We start from the raw sequence: 19,338 nt of genomic DNA, 5'->3' as shown, positions 1-19,338 counted from the left end.
TTCAGCCATGCCCCACGATCCCAGCGCAGCCGCGGACTACAAGTACCTGCGTTACGAGTCCCACGACGACGGCACGATCGTTCGAATAGTGCTGAGCCGCGGCAAATATCGCAATGCCCAGAATCGCGGCCTGCTCGTCGAACTCACCGAGGCGTTCCTGCGGGCCGAGGCCGACGATACGGTGCGCGTGGTGATCCTGGCGGGCGACGGGCCGGTTTTCTCTTCCGGTCACGATCTCGGCAGCTCCGAATACCGGGTAGAACGCGACCCCGGTCCCGATCAGCACTGGTCGTTCACCTGCACCGGCGCCACCCGCGACGCCGTCGAATCCCGCTACCACCAGGAGTGGCACTACTTCTACGAGAACACCGCGCGGTGGCGCAAACTCCGCAAGATCACCATCGCGCAGGTGCACGGGAACGTCTTCTCCGCGGCCCTGATGCTGATGTGGGCGTGCGATCTCATCGTGGCCGCGGAGGGTACCCGGTTCGCGGATGTCGTCACGACCCGGCTGGGCATGTGCAGCGTCGAATACTTCGGCCACCCTTGGGAATTCGGCCCGCGCAAGACCAAGGAGCTGCTGCTCACCGGTGACTGCATCGACGCCGAGGACGCCCGCGCCCTGGGTATGGTGAGCAAGATCTTCCCCGCGGACGAGCTCGGCGAGCGGACCCTGGATTTCGCCCGCCGGATCGCGCGGGTGCCGACCATGGCCGCCTTGCTGGTCAAGGATTCGGTGAATCAGACCCAGGACGCGATGGGTTTCTCCCAGGCGCTCGATTCCTCCTTCACGATCCACCAGCTCGCGCACGCGCAGTGGACCCATCTGTCCGGCGGCAAGAGCCCGGTCGGAACCCCGGAGTTCGGTCTGCCCGACTGGAAGTCGGCGCCGCCGATCGAGCGAGCCGACCCCTATACCCCCTGAACAGGTCCGGCCGGCACCCGGCCGTCGACCCACACCGGCATCGCGCCGGAGCTACACCTTCTCGGCAGTGCGGCCGAGGAGCCCGATGAGAGGAAAAATACCGATGAGGAAAATTGCTGCCACGTGCGCGTTGGTCGCCGGAGCCGCGGTGGGCATCACCGGGACCGCGCAAGCGGCCCCGCCGCCGAACGCCGTCCACTACGAGACCACCGCCACCCCCAAGGGCACCGTGATCAAGACCGACGCGGGATCCCTCGCCGTCGACAAGGGCGTGTTCGAGATCAAGAGCCCTACCGGAAAGGTTCTCGCCGGATCCGCTCTGTCCTTCCGGGTGGACGATTTCGTCTTCCCGATCGCCGCGCGGATCAACGGCCGCACCGCCACGCTGACTCCCCAGTTCGACCTCGCGCACGCCAGCTACCGGCCGGTCGCGCTGCCGTTCGAGGATCAGGCGCCGTTCAAGAACCAGTACGACCGTGAGCAGGCGGCCTGGAGCCGCATGGCCAGCACGATCACCACCGGCGCCACCGTCGGGACCATGGTCGGCGGCCTGTCCGGCGCGGCCGTCGGTTGTCTGCTCGGCGGCATCGCCGGCGCCACCGTCGCCGCCGCGACCATCGTCGGCATGTTCGGACCGTTCATTCCCGCGGCTGCCGTCGGCTGCCTCGGTGGCATCGTGGCCGTCGGCGCGCTGGGCACCGTGGTCGGCCAGCTGCTGATCACCGCGCCGATCACGATCATGGCCGCGGTGCAGTACTTCACCACCATCAACGAACCCGCTCCGCGCCCGGCTCCGGCGAAGTAGCCCTCGGGCACCGGGTTCCTCCGGCCGTCGAACGACCGGATCCCCTTTCGGCGCATGTCGATGCGGCCGATTCTCCCGACCGCCGAGCGGTCGTTCATCCAGCACCCGCAAACCCCGCCGGGTAGTTCGTCATGCCCGGAACCGGCGCTGGTCACGGAAATCGGCCGCACGACATCGTCGCTCCGATCGAAGCCATTGCATGTACCGTTATATAACGGTACATTCTTCAAGTGCATAAAGACGGCGGTGTCGCCGCGACCTCCTGGTGGCGACGAGTCAGCGACGAGGTCGAGACAGTCGGTGTCGCACCGGTGCCCGACGATCAGCGAAACGCCACTGCCGGAAAGCTTTTCATCACCTGGGCGATGACCGCGGCCTCGGCCATGACACCGCTGATCGGCGCGATCCTCTACCCCTACGGCCTGTGGTACACGATCGGCGCGATGGTGGTGAGCTGGCTGGTCTTCTTCATCCCGTGCGGCCTGTTCTCCGAGATGGGCCGTGAGCTGCCGTTGACCGCGCTGGTGGTCGCCCGCCGCACCTACGGCCGGTCGGCGACGTTCGCGCTGTCGGCCCTGTTCTCCTTCGTCAACATGGCCTTCTTCGGGCTCAATGCCGCCGGTGGCGCCCATATCCTCGCCGCGCTGACCCACACCGGCGCGGCGCCCTGGTACTGGATCATCGGCGGATCGAATGTGGTGCTGGTGCTGTTCGGGTTCAAGTGGCTCGAATACTTCTACCGCTACACCGCATTGCTGTTCCTGATCTGCTACAGCGCGCTGACCGTCTATCTGGCGACGCACTATTCGCTGCACGTCCCGCATCGGACCGCTCGGATGCAATGGGGCACAGCGGTTTCGGTGATCGGCGGATTCTGCATTCTGTCCTGGACCTACAAAACCTCCACGGTTTCGCGCTTCTGCGTCCCGGCCGCTCGAACTCCGCAGCGCCGCTGGTACTTCCTCGCACCGAGTCTGGGCATCATGCTGCCGAACCTGGCCATGGGCATCATGGGCGAGTACTCGAAGCAGGCGACCGGCGACTGGAACATCGCCGTTGCCGGGGCACACATCCCGGGTTGGGGCGCGGTGGCGGCACTAGGGGTAGCTCTGGCGATCATGCACATCAACGCGATGAACCTCTACCCCGCGACCGTCGATATCCTGGTGTCCCTCAACACCATTCGCGCCCCGCGCAACTGGGAGCAGCCGATCGCGACGATCGTGCTGGGTATTCTCGGCGTGCTACTGGCCCAAGCCGGAATCCTTTCCCATGCCGAAACTTTCGTCACCGACGCCGGAGAACTCCTCGGCCCCTTCACCTTCGTGCTGATCGTCGACTGGCTCCGGGGCCTGCGCGACAAACACGACGTCGACGGCTACTTTCGACCCGCCCACACGGCCACCGACCGATGGCGCCTGCCCGCCCTGTTCTGTTTCCTGGCGGGTTTCGTCGTGAGCTTTTGGGGCACTCACTTCCTCCCCGCGAGCTTCTACCACGCGGTGCCCCTGAGCCTGGTCGGCTCGCTCACCGCGGCCCTGAGTTACGCAGCCGTTCTGTTCGTCCGGCACCGCCGCTCGTCGGCCCCCGACAGCGTCGTCCTCGAACCCATTCCGGGCCCTGTGCCCAAAGCCTGAGCGTCGCGCTGATCATCCGGAATATTCAGCGAGACAGCCGAAGTCACCGACAGACCCTCATCGGCCGGCTTGCGAGTCGCCTGATCGAGTCGGCGCGGCGGCGCCACGTACCACATCGGCGTACACAGGTCCGGCCATCGCCGTATGCACCAGCGCCAGATGCAACTGGTGTACGCCGATGCGTTCCTCCCAGCCACTCGCCAGCGGATAGGTCTCCTGATAACCGGCGATTATCCGGTCCAGGTACGGTGCGCCGCCGAACAGGCGCAAAGTCGCGAGGTCGGTCTCCCGGTGTCCGCCGTGGGCGGCCGGGTCCACCAGCCATACCTCGCCGCTCCCCCAGAGCAAGTTGCCCGGGTGCAGGTCGCCGTGAATCCTGGCCGGTCCCTCGGCGGGCGGGTCGCATCTGTCCAGAGCCGTCTCGACGGCAGCGACGTCATCAGCGGTGAGAGCGCCGGCATCCCGGGACGCACGCAGATAAGGCTCGATCCGGCGCTGCCGGTACCAGTCGAGCCACGCGGTGGTGCCGTCGGCCCGCGTGTTGTCCAAGGGCCGGCTACCGATATACCCCGCCCAGTCGGCGCCGAAGTTCCGGCAGGGCGCCTGATGCAGTACAGCGAGTCGTCGACCGAAGTCCTCCGCAGCGACTGGATCCGGTTCGCCGTGATGGATCCACGCCAAGGCGATTGCGCCGGGGTCCACCGCGATCACCTCGGGCAGTGACGGACCGCCGGGCACCGCAATCCACCGCAGCCCCGCCGCCTCGGCGGCGAAGAAATCCGCCGGCGGCGGCGTCGGCAGCCGCTTGGCGAACAGTTCACTGCCATCGTCCAACGTCAGTCTTTCGGCGACGCAGACATCGCCGCCGGAGACGGGAGTAACCCGAATTCGCTGATGGGTGAGGAACATTCCCAAGTGGCGTGGGTTGGCGCGAAGCCAATCGAGGTCCATCGGCGCGATGGTACGCCACCGCCTATTTCCGGGTTCAGCGCAGCGCCTGCGCCGCCTCCTTGCCCTGTTCGATATCGCGGGAAGAACAGCACAGCAGATCCACCCCGGCGCGATCGGCGGCGATCGCGCGATTGCCGGTCGATCCGTACTGCGCCAGCGCTCCCGCCTCCAGTGCGTCGCTGATGATCAGCCCCCGGAAGCCGAGCTTCTGGCGCAGATAATTTTGCAGGATCACCGGAGACATGCCCGCCGGACGGTTCGGATCCAGCGCCGGATAGATCGCCCAGGACGGCATGACATGTGCTACCCGGGCTCGAATCGCCCGAGCGAAGGGAACCATATCGATCCCGGTCAACTCCTGCGCCGACGACGTGATGGTGACGGGCTTTTCGTCGGTATTCGCCCCCGCCGGGGCCGATCCCAACCCGGGAAAATGCTTCGCGCAGGCCGAGACCTTGCTGCCCTGCAGGGTCCGCACGTATGCCTGCGCGCAGTCGGCCACAACTTCCGGACGACCGGAATAGCTGCGTCCGTACTGATCCAGGAAATCCCCCGGCCTGCGGTGCACACCGAGCACGGGGGCGAGGTTGGTGTCGAGATTCGCCGCGGCCAGCGCGTGAGCGGCGGCGGCGGCCTGAGCGTCCGCAGCGCGCGAGACATCCCCCGCGGCGCCCACCTTCTGAGCGGACTCGGCCGGCCCACCCGGCAATCGGTTGACCTGCCCGCCCTCCTGGTCGGTGGTCAGCAACAACGGCACCGGCGAAGCCTTGCGCAATTCCGCGGCGACCTCGGCGACCTGCTGTACGGACGTAATGTTGTCCGCGAAAAAGATGACGCCCCCGATCTGGCTCCGCGAGGCCAGCGTGAGCAATTCCGCCGGGGGCTGGGGCCCCTTGTACGAATAGATGATGCGCCGGCCGGCAGGCAGCGCCGCCCCCTGGGCGCGCATCGCCGGAAGTGCCACGAGGCCCAATGTGGCAGCGGACACCGAGGTCAAGAACCTGCGCCGGTCGAGCATGCGTATCGTTCCGTTCGTTCGAAGTCGGATGGCCGTCCTCCACCGTAACCGCGCGGGACGCGGGGGCCATGCCGCGGCACAACCGAAGTCACCGACAACCCGGTAACAGCAGGATGCTCTACCGAGTCGGTCTCAACTGCGCGAAAGTGCCCTGAGACCTGTTGTGTAGCAAGAAAATTCAGCAACATCGCCCGCGCCGACCTCGTGATGCCGCACGGATGACCGCCCTTTCGCATCAAGCCGGTGCCAGATCTCCGGTTCGACGCAGCGGGGCACACACGCGTGAACGGCCGCGCGTCAGCCCTCGGCAGCCAGCTGCCCGCACGCCGCGGCGATCTCCTGACCCCGCGTATCCCGCACCGTACACGCCACCCCCTGCGCCTCCACCCGCCGAACGAACTCCCGCTCAACAGGTTTCGGCGACGCATCCCACTCCGAACCCGGAGTCGGATTCAACGGGATCAGGTTCACGTGCACACGCGAACCCAGCGCCTTGTGCAACTTCGAACCCAACATGTCCGCACGCCACGGCTGATCGTTCACGTCACGGATCAACGCATACTCGACCGAAATGCGACGCCCGGTCCGATCCGCGTAATACTTCGCCGCATCCAGTACCTCGGCCACCGACCAACGATTGTTCACCGGCACCAACGTATCCCGCAGCTCGTCATCCGGAGTATGCAGCGACACAGCCAAAGTCACCGACAACCCCTCGTCCGCAAGCTTCCGGATCGCCGGAGCCAAACCGACCGTCGAGACCACCACGCTCCGCTGGGAGATACCCAGGCCGTCCGGAGCGGGAGAAGTGATGCGCCGCACCGCGTTCACCACGCGTTTGTAGTTCGCCAGCGGCTCACCCATGCCCATGAACACGATGTTGGACAGCCGGCCGGGGCCGCCGGGAACCTCGTCGTCGCGGAGGGCGGCCGCGGCGGCGCGGACCTGGTCGACGATTTCGGCCGTGGACAGGTTGCGGTTCAGGCCGCCCTGGCCGGTGGCGCAGAACGGGCAGGCCATACCGCAACCGGCCTGGCTGGAGATGCACAGGGTGTTGCGGTCCGGATAACGCATCAGGACCGATTCCAGAAGGGTGCCGTCACCGGCGCGCCACAGCGTCTTGCGGGTGGCGCCCTCATCGCACACCACGTGCCGGACCTCGGTCAGCAGCGGCGGGAACAGCGATTCGGCCACCGCGGCACGCAGTTGCGCGGGCAGATCCGTCATCCGCTCCGGGTCGGCCACCAACCGGCCGTAGTACTGCCGGGCGATCTGATCGGCCCGGAACTTGGGCAACCCCAGCTCCTGAACCGCCTTGCGGCGCTCGTCGGCATCGAGGTCGGCGAGATGCCGCGGCGGCATGCCGCGACGCGGAGCATCGAAAACCAAGGGGAGAGGGGTAGCCATAGCCTTACCAGTGTCCCATCCACATCCGGGTCGATGGGTCCCGGGCCCCGTCGACTCGATCACATCCGCGTTTCGCGTGCGGCCTGCGTGCAGAACACAGACCAATGGGTAACCATCGAGTATGAGCAGCGACGCCTCGAGCTCGGGCCCGGACACTCCCCCGCGGACGTCCGCCGCCCCGGAACCGTCCGCGACCCCGGAACCCGCCACCGGCTCGAAACCACCCGCGGTCCCGGACACGACCAGGCCCGACACCACCACCCGCCCACGCAAGCAGTCGTTGCGCACACGGGCCGGATTCGCCTGGACCAGCCTGGTCGCCGCCGCGATCATCGGCATCATCCTGCTGATCTTCATCCTGCAGAATCTGAATCAGGTGAAGGTCACGCTGTTCTTCTGGAGTTTCTCGCTCCCGCTGGGCGTGACCATTCTGCTGTCCCTGATCGCCGGATCGCTGGTGATGAGCCTGGCGGGCGGTTGGCGAATCCTGCAGCTGCGCCGCGCGGCCAGACGCGTCTGAGCGCTACCGGCGCACCAGACGCCGATAGGTCACCTTGTCGAATTCGCGACCGAACTCGTCGATCGCGATCACGTCCATCTCACTGGAGAACACCCCGGGCCGCACATCCACGCGAATGAACGAATACCGGCTGTAGCGCACCCGCGACCACTGCACCGCCTCGTACTGCTGCTTCCCGTCGGCGTCCCACAGCCCGCTGCGAGCCACCGTGGTGTCGGGCAACTCGTGTCCGCGATAACTCTCGCCGAATTCGAATTCGCCGTGCGCGGCGCCACCCCCGCCGACGACGTAGTACACGGTGCCGTCGGTTTCGGGATAGACGATCGCGTTGTCGCCCGCGACCCGGGTCGCGCGGCCGTGCCGGATCGGGTCGGTCCGCTCGAAGCAGTGGTTGTGCCCCTGCAACGCCAGGTCCACGTCGTACCGATCGAACAGTTCCGCGAACGTCCCGCGCACCCCGCCGTCGCTCGCCCCGCCCACACCGGTGGCATAGGCGCATTCGTGGAAGAAGCACACGATGAAGTCCACGGCCGGGTCGGCCCGATGCGCGGCCAGCGTCCGTTCCAGCCAATGTTTCTGTGCCCCACCGGAATAACCGAGATTCGCCTGGTACTGATAGCAAGCCTCGTTGGCATCGAGCGAGAGCACGGCGACGTTGCCGTACCGGAACGAATACACCGACGGGCAGCCGGCCGGGCCGTTGTCGGGCATATCCAGCCGCGCGGTCAGCCCGCCGTAACCGTGGGTGCCGTACACCGCCTCCATATCGTGGTTGCCGGTGGCGAACATCCACGGCACCCGCGCGGCACTGCCCTCGATGGCCTGAAAGTAGTTGTCCCACACGAACGGGTTGTACGCGTCGATCCTCGCGTTCGTCGAGGTTCCGCTCGGGACGAACCAGTCCGGCCCGCCGCCGTGCGAGGGGTCGGCATAGCTTATGTCACCGGCCAGAATGTGGAAATCCGGCTTGCAGGCGACGATCTGGCGCTGAATCGCGGCGGCATTGCGCGCTCCCGGCGCGTCGCCCTTGCCGTACTTGTTCCGGTACCCGCCGGGTCGCAGCCCCGTCGGCTGGGCGGGGGTGTCGTCGATCCCCTGATCGCCCATCATCGTGAACCGGAACGGCAGCAACGCCGCCCGCGAACTCGGCATGGCCGGAGCAGCCGAAGTCACCTCGCTCACGAAACCGTCGGAGGTGCGCCAGCGGTAGAAATGCGGAATCCGTCCGGGCAGCCCGTCCACGGGCGCGTGCACATAGAACTGCTCGGCCGCGAGCACCCCGCCGTCCGTGCGCGGAATCTGCGTGAGCAGATTGCGCACCTGCGCCTCGACGCGCGCGCCCAGGGCGGGGGTGGGACCGTGTTCGAGAAATACCTTGGCGCTGCCCGGATTACGCGACAGTTGCGCGGAGAACCGCAACTGACTCGCCGCGTCCGGGCCGAATCCGACATGCCGTCCGGCCACCGCGAGCGGAGCCCCGTCCGCGTAGGCGAGCGTGCCGAAGGAGGAAAATCCCGCCGCCATCGCCGCAGCGGTACTGCCACGCAGGAACCCTCGGCGGCTCACCGCATGCCGTTTCAGATACGACCGGTGCCAGTCGTACTGCTCGTCCATCGTCATCCGGGCGGCCAGGGCCGCGGGAATTCCGGTGTTCGGGGCCAGTCCGGGAGGGTTGAGCATGAGGGAAACCTTCGCGCCGAGAAGTGGGAACGGATATCCGGGACTCATCCAAGTCGCGCAAGATTACCGACAGCCGACAGGCCGATGAACGCAGCCTTCCCGGCCTCGGGGAGTGTCACGCAGGCGAATGCCCGGACGGGCCGGGCGAATTCACAGCAGCGCGGTCAGCACCAACCAGGACACGAATGCCGAGGGCAGCATCGAATCGAGCCGATCCATGATGCCGCCGTGGCCGGGCAGCAGGGTGCCCATATCCTTGATGCCCAGCTCCCGCTTGATCTGCGACTCGATCAGGTCACCGCAGGTGGCGACCAACACCACCGCGACGCCCAGCAGCACGCCGATCATCGAATTCGCTTGCAGCAGTAGGGTCACCGTCAGCAGTCCGCCGATGATGCAGAACACCAGGGAACCGCCGAAACCCTCCCAGGACTTCTTCGGGCTGATCGCCGGAACCATCGGATGCCGCCCGAACAGCACGCCCGCCACGTAACCGCCGACGTCCGAGCAGACCACCAGGATCATGAACGTCAGCACTCGCAGATTGCCGCGCGGCTCGGACAACATCAGCACGGCGAAGGAGGCCAGCAGCGGGATCCAGGCCAGTACGAAAACCGTGATCGCGGTGTCGCGCAGGAAGTTTCGCGGTGTCGCGGCCAGACCGTGATCGAACAGCCGCCACGCCATGCACACCAGTGCCGTCAGCCCGAACGCCCCCGCGACGCCCTGCGCGCCGTACGGCCAGGCCAGCCAGATCATCGCCTGCCCGCCCAGCAGCAGCGGGATGCGCGGCACCAGCACATCGGCCTCGCGGAGCCGCTTGGCGACCTCCCAGGTGGCGATCGCGATGGCCACCGCGACCACGCCGACCAGAATCCTCGGCGCGAACAGCAGGATTGCGATCAGGGACAGACCGAGACCGAAACCGACCGCCAGCGCGGCCGGTAAATTGCGGCCCGCCCGCGAGGACTTGGCCCCCTCGGCCCCGTCGGCCTCGGGCTGCGACTGCTCACCCTCGGCGGACGCCTGCTCCGAACCGGCAGGAACCGCCTGGTCCGGTGCGCCGGGTATACCGGCTGCTTCGCTCGCCGGCATGCCCTCGCCGGCCGCGGCTTGTTCGGCCACGATTGTCCCGTCGCTCACGTATCCGTCCACTCCGTCCCCGCCCCGGGCAGGCACTCGCGCCCGGGGCCGTCAGACCTCGAGCAGCTCCGATTCCTTGTGCTTGACCAGTTCATCGATCTGCGCCACGTATTTCTGCGTGGTCTTGTCCAATTCCTTTTCGGCGCGGCCGACCTCGTCCTCGCCCGCTTCGCCGTCCTTCTGGATGCGGTTCAGCTCGTCCATCGTCTTGCGGCGGACGTTGCGGATGGCGATCTTGGCGTCCTCGCCCTTGCCTTTGGCCTGCTTGACCAGTTCGCGACGGCGTTCCTCGGTCAGCTGCGGCACCGAGATGCGGATGATGTTGCCATCGTTGGTCGGGTTGACGCCCAGGTCCGAGTTGCGGATCGCGGTCTCGATCGCACCCAGCTGACCGTTCTCGTAGGGCTTGATGACGACCATGCGGGGCTCGGGCACGTTGATACTCGACACCTGGGTGATCGGGGTCGGCGAGCCGTAGTAGTCGATGACGATGCGCGAGAACATGCTCGGGTTCGCCCGACCGGTGCGAATGCCTCCGAGGTCGTCCTTCGCCACCGTGACGGCCTTCTCCATCTTCTCCTCGGCGTCGAAGAGTGCTTCCTCAATCACGACCGTTTCCTCCACAGCGTTAGTCGTTGTCGGTTCCGGGATCACGAGGGCGGGCATCCGGACAGGACACCGCTCCCGACGCTCGTCAGGACCGAACCAGTGTGCCGATCTTCTCACCGGCGACCGCTCGGGCGATATTGCCCTTGGTCAGAAGATTGAACACCAGTATCGGCATCTGGTTGTCCATACAGAGACTGAAGGCGGTGGCGTCGGCCACCTTGAGGCCCTGCTCGATGACTTCCTTGTGGGTGATCTCGGAGTACATCGTCGCGGCCGGATCCTGCCGGGGATCGGCGTTGAAGACGCCGTCGACGGCCTTGGCCATCAGCACGACCTCCGCGCCGATCTCCAGGGCGCGCTGCGCGGCCGTGGTGTCGGTGGAGAAGTACGGCATGCCCATGCCGGCGCCGAAGATCACCACGCGGCCCTTCTCCAGGTGCCGCTTGGCGCGCAACGGGATGTAGGGCTCGGCGACCTGGCCCATGGTGATCGCCGTCTGCACCCGGGTGTCGACCCCCTGCTTCTGCAGAAAGTCTTGCAGCGCAAGGCTGTTCATGACCGTGCCGAGCATGCCCATATAGTCCGAGCGAGCCCGTTCCATGCCACGGTCCTCGAGTTCCGCGCCGCGGAAGAAGTTGCCGCCGCCGATCACCACCGCCACTTGAACGCCGGTCGCGACCACCTCCGCGATCTGCTCGGCAACGGTCTGCACGACATCCGGGTCGAGCCCGACGTTGCCGCCGCCGAACATCTCCCCTCCCAATTTGAGGAGTACTCGGCGATAGCCCTTACGAGCCGGTTCCGGGTCCGACATCTGTCTCCTTCTCCTGGGCGGAAAGCCATGCACACGCGAAAAGACCATCCGGTGTCGCAGCGAGCACGGGATGGTGACAAAAAGCTCCGTCCATCCTGCCCTATGCCGGGCCGCGACGGTGAGCCGACCCTGATTCGACGCACGGAGGGCTCCCCGCGCCGTGCACGGGGAGCCCTCCGGAGTCGATCGGGCCCGGTCAGGCCTGGCCGACCTCGAAGCGAGCGAAACCGGTCACGGTGACACCGGCCGCGTCCAGCTGCGCCTTCACGGTCTTCTTGTTGTCGGTGACCGACGGCTGCTCCAGCAGGACGACGTCCTTGTAGAAGCCGTTCACCCGGCCCTCGACGATCTTCGGCAGGGCTGCCTCGGGCTTGCCCTCTTCCTTGGCGGTCGCCTCGGCGATCTCGCGCTCCTTGGCCACCAGATCCGCGGGGACGTCCTCGCGAGTCAGGTACTTGGCCTTCAGGGCCGCGACCTGCATACCGGCGGCACGAGCGGCCTCGGCGGCGCCCTCACCCTCGCCCTGGTACTCGATCAGCACGCCGACGGCCGGGGGCAGGTCGGTGGCACGCTTGTGCAGGTAGGTCGCGACCGGGCCGTCGAAGGACACGACGCGACGCAGCTCGAGCTTTTCGCCGATCTTCGCGGCGAGCTCCTGCACGACCTGGTCGACGGTCTTGCCGCCGAGATCGATGGCCTTGAGCGCCTCCAGGTCGGCCGGACGCGCCTTGGCTGCGGCCTCGACGACCTGTGCGGCCAGCGCCTGGAACTCGGCGTTCTTGGCGACGAAGTCGGTCTCGGAGTTGATCTCGACCATGACGCCGTCCTGGGCGGCGACCAGGCCCTCGGCGGTGGCGCGCTCGGCGCGCTTGCCGACGTCCTTGGCACCCTTGATGCGCAGCACCTCGACGGCCTTGTCGAAGTCGCCGTCGGTCTCTTCCAGGGCCTTCTTGCAGTCCATCATGCCGGAGCCGGTGAGCTCGCGGAGCCGCTTGACGTCAGCGGCGGTGTAGTTCGCCATCCTGGCGAGCCTCCTTAACGGGGAGTGGGTATCAGGTCGAAGCACCACCATGCCGACCGCTTCCGAACAGGAAGGGCCGGCACGGTGAACAAATCCGTTCCGGCGGCAACGCGAGCGCTACCGCCATCGGACGCTGGTCAGCTCTCGGCGGCAGCCGGGGTCGGCTCCGCGGCCGGGGCCTCGGCGGCGGCCTCGTCGGTGGACGGGGTCGCCTGAGCCAGCAGCTCCTGCTCCCACTCGGCGAGCGGCTCACCGGCGCCGGCCTCGGGCTTCGCATCGCCGCTGGCGCGCGCGGCACGGGCCTGCACACCCTCGGCGACGGCGGAGGCGACGACCTTGGTCAGCAGCGCGGCCGAGCGGATCGCGTCGTCGTTGCCCGGGATCGGGTAATCGACCAGATCCGGATCGCAGTTGGTGTCCAGGATCGCGATGACCGGGATGTTCAGCTTGCGGGCCTCGCCGACCGCGATGTGCTCCTTGTTGGTGTCGACGACCCAGATGGCCGAGGGAACCTTGGCCATGTCCCGGATACCGCCGAGGGTGCGCTCCAGCTTGTTCTTCTCACGCGTGAGCATGAGGATTTCCTTCTTGGTGCGACCCTCGAAACCGCCGGTCTGCTCCATCGACTCCAGCTCCTTCAGGCGCTGCAGCCGCTTGTGGACGGTCGAGAAGTTGGTGAGCATGCCACCGAGCCAACGCTGGTTCACGTACGGCATGCCGACGCGGGTGGCCTCGGCGGCGATGGACTCCTGCGCCTGCTTCTTGGTGCCGACGAACAGCACGGTGCCACCGTGGGCGACGGTCTCCTTGACGAACTCGTACGCCTTGTCGATGTAGGTCAGCGTCTGCTGCAGGTCGATGATGTAGATGCCGTTGCGGTCGGTGAAGATGAACCGCTTCATCTTCGGGTTCCACCGACGGGTCTGGTGCCCGAAGTGCGCGCCGCTGTCGAGCAGCTGCTTCATTGTTACGACAGCCATGGCTGCGTATCCCTCTTTCGTTGCTGGTTGTCGCAGGGGTCGGCGACCTCTGCCCTGGCGTCCACTGCCGCCGGAACCCCGTTTCGGGGACCAGCCGACGGCTTTTGCGCTGGGACGCGCGAAGTCGATCCGGGATGAGCGGACCGCCGGACCAGTCTACGAGCCTGCGGCCGGAACTCCTAAACGGGGTGCTGAGGGCCCCGAACGGGGGTGACGCCTCGGACAGCAATTTGAAAAATTCCCAATTCACACTGTCGAAGTTGTCCACACTCGCCGAAGACGGGCTTCCGCGACACGATCGCGCCCCGCACCGTGGGGATATGCGCCGCATCATCGCGATCGTCCTGGGCTGGCTGGTGCTGCCGATGCTGCTGCCCATGCCCCGGGCCCAAGCCGGCCCCGGAAGATTCGACTGGCCGCTGCACCCGCGGCCGCAGCTGGAGAGGCGGTTCGACCGGCCGGTGCACGATTGGCTGCCCGGACACCGCGGCGTCGATCTCGGCGGCGCCGCCGGGCAGCCGGTGCTCGCCGCCGGGGACGGGTTCGTCGTCTTCGCCGGGGAGGTCGCCGGAAAACCGGTCGTGTCGGTGGACCACGCGGGCGGGCTGCGAACCACCTACGAACCGGTGCGCGCGTCGGTTACGGTGGGGCGCAGGGTTTTTCGCGGCGAAGTCCTCGGCGCGCTCGAGGCCGGGCATCCACGCTGCGCCCGCGCCTGCCTGCACTGGGGAGCGCGGCGCGGACGCGAGTATCTCGATCCGCTCGGACTGATCCGCCGCGCGCCGCTCCGGCTCGAACCGGTGCGGCCGGAGCAGGGGCAGCCGCCGCGATCAGCTGCGGGCCGGGGCGTTACCGCCGCGCGCCGCTCGGCTCCGCGCCCTCGCGCTCGGCGAGTTCGCGCTTCCACTGGCGGAAGGTCTCCTCGGTGCGGCCACGCCGCCAATACCCCGAGATCGAGGCGTGATCGGCGGGGACGCCTCGCTCCTTGCGGATATACGGGCGCAGCTCGTGCATGACGGCCTGCGCCTCACCGTGGATGAAGACGTGGACCCGTCCGTCCCGCCACGGTTCCGCGCGCACGGCCTCGGAGAGTGCGACGCCCGGCTCGCGGTCGCCGCGGTGCACCCAGTCCAGTTCCACGCCCGCGGGCCGAGGGAAGTCCAATTCATCTGCGGGACTGCCGATTTCGACGAAGACCCGACCCACCGCATGCTCGGGCAGCGCGGCGCAGGCGGCCGAGATGGCCGGCAGCGCCGATTCGTCACCGGCGAGCAGATGCCAGTCGACATCGGCTTTCGGCGCGTACGCCCCGCCCGGACCCGCCAGCACCAGCTCATCGCCGGGCTGCGCCGCGGCGGCCCAGGGACCCGCCACTCCCTCGGCGCCGTGATACACGAAATCGATGGCGATCTGCTCGAGTTCGGGGTCGATCGAGCGGACCGTATAGGTACGCGTGATGGGGCCGTCCGCCCCCGGGATCTGCAGTTTGACGTAGGCGTCGGTGAAACCGTTGGGCGTGAAGGCCGCGAATCCGGGCCCACCCAGGTGCACCCGGATCAGATGGTCGGTCAGGCGTTCGGTGCGCCGGACCACGAAGGACAACGGTGTACGAGCCACAAGGCACCTCCGATGTAATTAGGATTACCTAATACGGAACAGTAGCATGAACTATCGCCGATAGCTCGCGATATATTTTGACATGATAAACCGACTGGGCTCGCACGTCGTGCGCCAGGATGGAGCGATGGCAGACGAACGCGATGCCCCACCCTTCACCTATCCCGAAACCGGTGCGACGAACGGGGAATTCCCGCCCGGATATCACCACTTCCGACTGCGGCGGCGGATCGGGACGGGCCGCGCCCTGTTCGAATCGGCGGCGCGGGAGACCCTGACGTATCGCATGCAGCGCGGCACCGGCATCTTCGCTTCCGCGAGCACGCCGACGGCGGCCCCCGGCACCGCCCTGACCGTCCGCCTCGGCATCGGCCCGCTGGCCATCAACGCTCCCTGCCGCGTCGTCTACGTACTGGATGAACCGAATCGTCGCGGCTTCGCCTACGGCACCCTGCCGGGACATCCCGAGATCGGCGAGGAACTGTTCGCCGTCGAATACGACCCCACCGACGATTCCGTGCACGGTCTGATCGCCGCGTTCTCCCGACCCGGAACCTGGTACACCCGCCTCGGAGGCCCTGTCACCCGGCTGCTGCAAAGCTATTTCGCGGGGAAGTACATCGACGCGATTCGCCCCTGACCTGGGCTGCCCCGGCCTGGCCTGATGTGGCCCGCCCGGCCTGATTTGACCAGGCATGATCCGACATAGCCTGCCCCGCCCTGACCATGCCTGATCCGACGTGGCCTGACCTGCCCTGGCCTGACCAGGCATGACCCGACGTGGCCTGACCTGACCTGGCCTGACCAGGCATGATCCGACGTGGCCTACCCCGACCTGACCTAACCAGGCATGACCCGGCATAGCCTGCCCTGCCCCGGCCTGCCCTGCCCCGGCCTGGCCTGGCCTGGCCAGGGATGACCCGACGTGGCCTACCCGGCCTGACCTGACCAGGCATAATCCGGCATAGCCCGCCCCGTCCTGACCATGCCTGATCCGACGTGGTCTGACCTGCCCAGGCATGACCCGACATAGCCTGCCCTGCCCTGCCCCGGCGTGACCCGCCCCGGCGTGACCTGACCAGGCATGACCTGACCAGGCCTGGCCTGGCCTGGCCTGGCCTGAGAGCGGACCGACGTCTGCGGGCGAATCCGGCCACCTGTACGCGGCGGTCCGAGCCCGGAAAGGGTGTGCGCGTGCGGCGAAACCGCGGTGGCTCACGCTCTGGGATGGGCCTGGTCGTGGACCTTTCGCAGGCGTTCGACGGAGACGTGGGTGTAGAGCTGGGTGGTGGCCATGCTGGCGTGGCCGAGGATTTCCTGCACCACGCGCAGGTCCGCACCACCCTCGAGCAGGTGAGTCGCGGCCGTGTGGCGCAGGCCGTGCGGCCCCAGATCGGGAGCACCGGGTATCGCCGAAACCACCTCGTGCACAACGGTTCTGGCTTGACGTGGGTCGAGCCGGCGACCGCGCCGGCCCAGCAGCAGCGCGCGACCGGACTCGGCGGTGGCGAAGGCCGAGCGGCCGACACGCAGCCAGCTCTCGAGCGCCTCGTCGGCGGGCGCGCCGAACGGCGCCGCGCGCTCCTTGTTGCCCTTGCCGAGTACGCGGACCAGGCGGCGCTCGCGGTCGACATCATCGATATCGAGACCGCACAGCTCGCTCACTCGGATACCCGTCGCATAGAGCAGCTCGACGATCAGCCTGTCCCGCAGCGCCATCGGTTCATGTTGCGCCGCACCCGATTGCGCGGCATCCATGACATCGGCGGCCTGTTCGCGACCGAGCACCGCGGGCAGGGCCCGGTGTGCCCGCGCCGACCCCAGCCGCGGTCCCGGGTCGATCGCGAGCCGCCCGGTGTGGGTGAGCCACGCGGTGAAGGTGCGCGCCGCCGACGCCCGCCGCGCCATCGTGGTACGCGCGGCCCCGGCCCCGGACTGCTCGGACAACCAGGACCGCAACAACGGCAGATCGATCTCCCCCACCCCGGAATCGGCTGCCCGAGAGTACAAATGCACCAGCAGCGACCGCGCGTCACCGAGATACGCCCGCACAGTATGCGCCGACCGATTACGGCCGAGCCGCAGATGCCGCCCATACTCCAGCAGCAACGCCTCCAAATCCTCGGGCAGAGCATCATCCATACCCTCAACATTCACCGAGCCCAACCCCGGTGACAAGTCACCGCACCGCACCCGAGCCGGATCCACCCCACGCCGAACCGCTGTCCTACCACCTCGTTGTGCACGCTCCGGGCCGGTACGAATCGTCAACCACCGGCTTCACCGACCGCACACCTCATCCCCCGAGCCATCCGACCACCGAACGAGCCGTTCGGCACCCCACCCCCAAACCGCTACCCCCCACCACGTCGCCGACCACGCTGGGCCGGAACGAGTCGTTGACCACCGGCTTCATTGACCGTACGGCTCGTCTCGAGCCATCCGGTGGTACCGGAGGAGCTGTTCGAGAGTTCGAGGAAGGTCGTGGTGACCGCCAGTGTCAACCGACGACCATCTCGATCTTCGCCGATCCGCGGCAGATCCGGCTTGCCGGCCGAGTCGTGGCAGTCACAGGATCGTCGCTTGCGCTCCGGAGAACTGCCGGATCGCGGGCAACGGCTATCGACCGGGGCGGGCGATTCTGAACCAGCCGGATTCGTCGCAGCCGACCAGGCCCGCGAGGTCCAGAGCGGCGAGCGCCGCGCGGACGGACGGAAGCGGCAGTCCGGATTCACCGGACAGTTCGAGAGGTATCCGGGAGCCGGTTCTGGGGAGGGCTGCGTAGACGAGGGCCTCGTCACCGTCGAGGGATTGGTCGCGGGCGGGGACGCCGGAGGGAAGGGACAGATGCAGGGGGCCCGCCTCATCGATGATCTCCTCAGCCCGCCCGACCAGCACGGCCTCGCCCTCGCGGATCATGCGGTGGCAACCCGCCGAGGAGGCGGAGGTGACCGGGCCGGGGACCGCGAGCGTCGGACGGCCCAGTCGGCGAGCCCATTTCACGGTATTGCGGGCACCACTGCGCAATCCGGCCTCCACCACCAGCACACCGTCGGCCAGCGATGCGATGATCCGGTTCCGCGCCAGGAAGTGATGTTTGTGCGCGGCGGTGCCGGGCGGATATTCGCTCACCACCAGTCCGGTGCCGGCGATCTCGGCCAGCAGGCGGGCATGCGAGGCCGGATAAGGCCGGTCCACACCGCAGGCCAGGACCGCGATCGTCGGCGCACCGGCGGCCAGCGCCGCGCGATGAGCGGCGCCGTCGATCCCGAAAGCTGCCCCGGAGACGATCGTCCAGCCGCGCGCCGCCAGGTCACCGACGATTTCCGCAGTGACTCGCTCGCCGTAGCTGGTACTACAGCGCGCGCCCACCACGGCCAGAGCCTATTCGCTGGCGGTCAGCAACGATCCCGGACCCCGCACCCACAGCACCAGCGGGACCGCCGCACCCGGATCCCGGCTCGAGTCGAGCTGGCCCAGGCCCAGCATCCGCCAGGCGGGCCATTCCGGATCGTCCGGCGTCACCACCCGCCCACCCGATTCGAGGATGCTCTCCAGATCCCTTACAGCACAGTCGATTCCACGACGCTGTTCCGTCGGCCCACGCAGCGACTCGGGCAGATCGCACTCCCGCACCGCCCGCGCCGCCTCGACCACACCGACCCGTTCGATCAACGCCGACAACGCGGCACACGGCCCCTGCACGACCCGTGACAAATACACCCAGGCCAGCCGCCGCTCATCGGCATCGTCCGACGCGAAACTCACGACGCACCCGTCATCTTCGTACCCGTCAGCGGCTGGACTCGGACCCGCCCCTACCGCCTCGACACCATCGCGAGCACGAAACATCAACTCCCCGTGTACAACTACCGGTCGAACTCCGGCACGATCATGCAATCTCGACTCCCCACCCGACCGCATCCCGGCACTGTCGTATCCGCCGGAAAACGCCTGCCCCAACTCCTCCACGGCATCGTCAGCACGATCATCCGGCGTCGATCCGCCATTCATCGCCGCAACCGAGCCATCGCAGTCACCCAACGCCGAGCCACGACTCACAGCCACCACCCCGGAGTCAGCACATCCACCCGATATCGAGCCCTCACCCAGCGCCCCAGCCGAGCCATCGCAGTCACCCAACGCCGAGCCACCGCTCACAGCCACCACCCCGGAGTCACCGCGACCACCGGATATCGAGCCATCACTCA

16 protein-coding genes and 2 pseudogenes are annotated in these 19,338 nt (G+C 67.5%); 6 read left to right on the top strand and 12 right to left on the bottom strand.

The window, feature by feature from the left end:
• Positions 1-7: 7 nt before the first annotated feature.
• From AC5WS7_RS16150 to AC5WS7_RS16140, 3 genes are all read left to right on the top strand, one after another.
• Positions 8-925 (top strand): enoyl-CoA hydratase, encoded by a 918-nt coding sequence (locus tag AC5WS7_RS16150; RefSeq protein WP_495955307.1) that lies wholly within the window; start codon positions 8-10, stop codon positions 923-925.
• Between the two features lie 103 nt (positions 926-1,028).
• On the top strand, positions 1,029-1,730 hold the full coding sequence (locus AC5WS7_RS16145; RefSeq protein ID WP_495955306.1) for a DUF8020 domain-containing protein: 702 nt from the start codon (positions 1,029-1,031) through the stop codon (positions 1,728-1,730).
• A gap of 230 nt (positions 1,731-1,960) precedes the next feature.
• On the top strand, positions 1,961-3,367 hold the full coding sequence (locus AC5WS7_RS16140; RefSeq protein ID WP_495955305.1) for a purine-cytosine permease family protein: 1,407 nt from the start codon (positions 1,961-1,963) through the stop codon (positions 3,365-3,367).
• A gap of 57 nt (positions 3,368-3,424) precedes the next feature.
• Here AC5WS7_RS16140 and AC5WS7_RS16135 read toward each other — a convergent pair whose 3' ends face one another.
• From AC5WS7_RS16135 to rlmN, 3 genes are all read right to left on the bottom strand, one after another.
• Positions 3,425-4,318 (bottom strand): fructosamine kinase family protein, encoded by an 894-nt coding sequence (locus AC5WS7_RS16135; RefSeq protein WP_495955304.1) that lies wholly within the window; start codon positions 4,316-4,318, stop codon positions 3,425-3,427.
• Between the two features lie 34 nt (positions 4,319-4,352).
• On the bottom strand, positions 4,353-5,282 hold the full coding sequence (locus AC5WS7_RS16130; protein WP_495955303.1) for a glycoside hydrolase family 3 N-terminal domain-containing protein: 930 nt from the start codon (positions 5,280-5,282) through the stop codon (positions 4,353-4,355).
• Positions 5,283-5,633: 351 nt separating this feature from the next.
• Entirely contained in the window at positions 5,634-6,743 is a 1,110-nt protein-coding gene (gene rlmN / locus AC5WS7_RS16125; RefSeq protein WP_495955302.1) for a dual-specificity RNA methyltransferase RlmN, read from the bottom strand.
• 121 nt (positions 6,744-6,864) lie between these two features.
• Here rlmN and AC5WS7_RS16120 point away from each other — a divergent pair, with 121 nt between their 5' ends.
• Positions 6,865-7,263, top strand: a complete 399-nt coding sequence (locus AC5WS7_RS16120; RefSeq protein ID WP_495955301.1) for a LapA family protein — start codon at positions 6,865-6,867, stop codon at positions 7,261-7,263.
• 3 nt (positions 7,264-7,266) lie between these two features.
• On the opposite strand, the gene AC5WS7_RS16115 is transcribed toward AC5WS7_RS16120, so the two are convergent.
• From AC5WS7_RS16115 to rpsB, 6 genes are all read right to left on the bottom strand, one after another.
• A complete protein-coding gene (locus AC5WS7_RS16115) occupies positions 7,267-8,943 on the bottom strand; it encodes a metallophosphoesterase (RefSeq protein ID WP_495955300.1) in 1,677 nt (558 codons plus the stop codon).
• A gap of 150 nt (positions 8,944-9,093) precedes the next feature.
• Complete coding sequence (locus tag AC5WS7_RS16110) at positions 9,094-10,038, bottom strand: phosphatidate cytidylyltransferase (protein WP_495955920.1); 945 nt, start codon at positions 10,036-10,038, stop codon at positions 9,094-9,096.
• Between the two features lie 99 nt (positions 10,039-10,137).
• The gene (frr, locus tag AC5WS7_RS16105) at positions 10,138-10,695 is read right to left on the bottom strand and encodes a ribosome recycling factor (RefSeq protein ID WP_495955299.1); all 558 of its coding nucleotides are present in this window, start codon (positions 10,693-10,695) and stop codon (positions 10,138-10,140) included.
• Positions 10,696-10,780: 85 nt separating this feature from the next.
• Complete coding sequence (gene pyrH / locus AC5WS7_RS16100) at positions 10,781-11,509, bottom strand: UMP kinase (protein ID WP_067888339.1); 729 nt, start codon at positions 11,507-11,509, stop codon at positions 10,781-10,783.
• A 196-nt stretch (positions 11,510-11,705) separates the two neighbouring features.
• The gene (tsf, locus tag AC5WS7_RS16095) at positions 11,706-12,530 is read right to left on the bottom strand and encodes a translation elongation factor Ts (protein ID WP_495955298.1); all 825 of its coding nucleotides are present in this window, start codon (positions 12,528-12,530) and stop codon (positions 11,706-11,708) included.
• A 137-nt stretch (positions 12,531-12,667) separates the two neighbouring features.
• Positions 12,668-13,510, bottom strand: coding sequence for a 30S ribosomal protein S2 (rpsB, locus tag AC5WS7_RS16090; protein ID WP_495955297.1), 843 nt, complete (start codon positions 13,508-13,510; stop codon positions 12,668-12,670).
• A gap of 365 nt (positions 13,511-13,875) precedes the next feature.
• On the opposite strand from rpsB, the pseudogene AC5WS7_RS16085 reads away from it, so the two are divergent.
• Positions 13,876-14,313, top strand: a pseudogene (locus AC5WS7_RS16085) (M23 family metallopeptidase); the annotation flags it as partial.
• A 46-nt stretch (positions 14,314-14,359) separates the two neighbouring features.
• On the opposite strand, the gene AC5WS7_RS16080 reads toward AC5WS7_RS16085, so the two are convergent.
• On the bottom strand, positions 14,360-15,127 hold the full coding sequence (locus AC5WS7_RS16080; RefSeq protein WP_495955296.1) for a siderophore-interacting protein: 768 nt from the start codon (positions 15,125-15,127) through the stop codon (positions 14,360-14,362).
• Between the two features lie 127 nt (positions 15,128-15,254).
• Here AC5WS7_RS16080 and AC5WS7_RS16075 point away from each other — a divergent pair, with 127 nt between their 5' ends.
• On the top strand, positions 15,255-15,767 hold the full coding sequence (locus AC5WS7_RS16075) for a DUF1990 domain-containing protein (protein WP_495955295.1): 513 nt from the start codon (positions 15,255-15,257) through the stop codon (positions 15,765-15,767).
• Positions 15,768-16,342: 575 nt separating this feature from the next.
• Here the strand turns inward: AC5WS7_RS16075 and AC5WS7_RS16070 are convergent.
• Together AC5WS7_RS16070 and dprA are read right to left on the bottom strand one after the other, a co-directional pair.
• Positions 16,343-17,269 (bottom strand): tyrosine recombinase XerC, encoded by a 927-nt coding sequence (locus AC5WS7_RS16070; RefSeq protein ID WP_495955294.1) that lies wholly within the window; start codon positions 17,267-17,269, stop codon positions 16,343-16,345.
• A gap of 477 nt (positions 17,270-17,746) precedes the next feature.
• Positions 17,747-18,859, bottom strand: a pseudogene (dprA, locus tag AC5WS7_RS16065) (DNA-processing protein DprA).
• Between the last annotated feature and the right edge of the window lie 479 nt (positions 18,860-19,338).

This window comes from Nocardia sp. PLKS1-43 (genome assembly GCF_059510335.1).
This window is presented reverse-complemented; position numbering and strand designations above follow the sequence as displayed.

Coding starts and splice junctions, on each gene's coding strand:
- AC5WS7_RS16150 (WP_495955307.1), top strand. CDS start 8: ATGCCCCACGATCCCAGCGCAGCCGCGGACTACAAGTACCTGCGTTAC.
- AC5WS7_RS16145 (WP_495955306.1), top strand. CDS start 1,029: ATGAGGAAAATTGCTGCCACGTGCGCGTTGGTCGCCGGAGCCGCGGTG.
- AC5WS7_RS16135 (WP_495955304.1), bottom strand. CDS start 4,318: ATGGACCTCGATTGGCTTCGCGCCAACCCACGCCACTTGGGAATGTTC.
- rlmN (WP_495955302.1), bottom strand. CDS start 6,743: ATGGCTACCCCTCTCCCCTTGGTTTTCGATGCTCCGCGTCGCGGCATG.
- AC5WS7_RS16120 (WP_495955301.1), top strand. CDS start 6,865: ATGAGCAGCGACGCCTCGAGCTCGGGCCCGGACACTCCCCCGCGGACG.
- AC5WS7_RS16115 (WP_495955300.1), bottom strand. CDS start 8,943: ATGCTCAACCCTCCCGGACTGGCCCCGAACACCGGAATTCCCGCGGCC.
- AC5WS7_RS16110 (WP_495955920.1), bottom strand. CDS start 10,038: ATGCCGGCGAGCGAAGCAGCCGGTATACCCGGCGCACCGGACCAGGCG.
- pyrH (WP_067888339.1), bottom strand. CDS start 11,509: ATGTCGGACCCGGAACCGGCTCGTAAGGGCTATCGCCGAGTACTCCTC.
- tsf (WP_495955298.1), bottom strand. CDS start 12,530: ATGGCGAACTACACCGCCGCTGACGTCAAGCGGCTCCGCGAGCTCACC.
- rpsB (WP_495955297.1), bottom strand. CDS start 13,510: ATGGCTGTCGTAACAATGAAGCAGCTGCTCGACAGCGGCGCGCACTTC.
- AC5WS7_RS16075 (WP_495955295.1), top strand. CDS start 15,255: ATGGCAGACGAACGCGATGCCCCACCCTTCACCTATCCCGAAACCGGT.
- AC5WS7_RS16070 (WP_495955294.1), bottom strand. CDS start 17,269: ATGGATGATGCTCTGCCCGAGGATTTGGAGGCGTTGCTGCTGGAGTAT.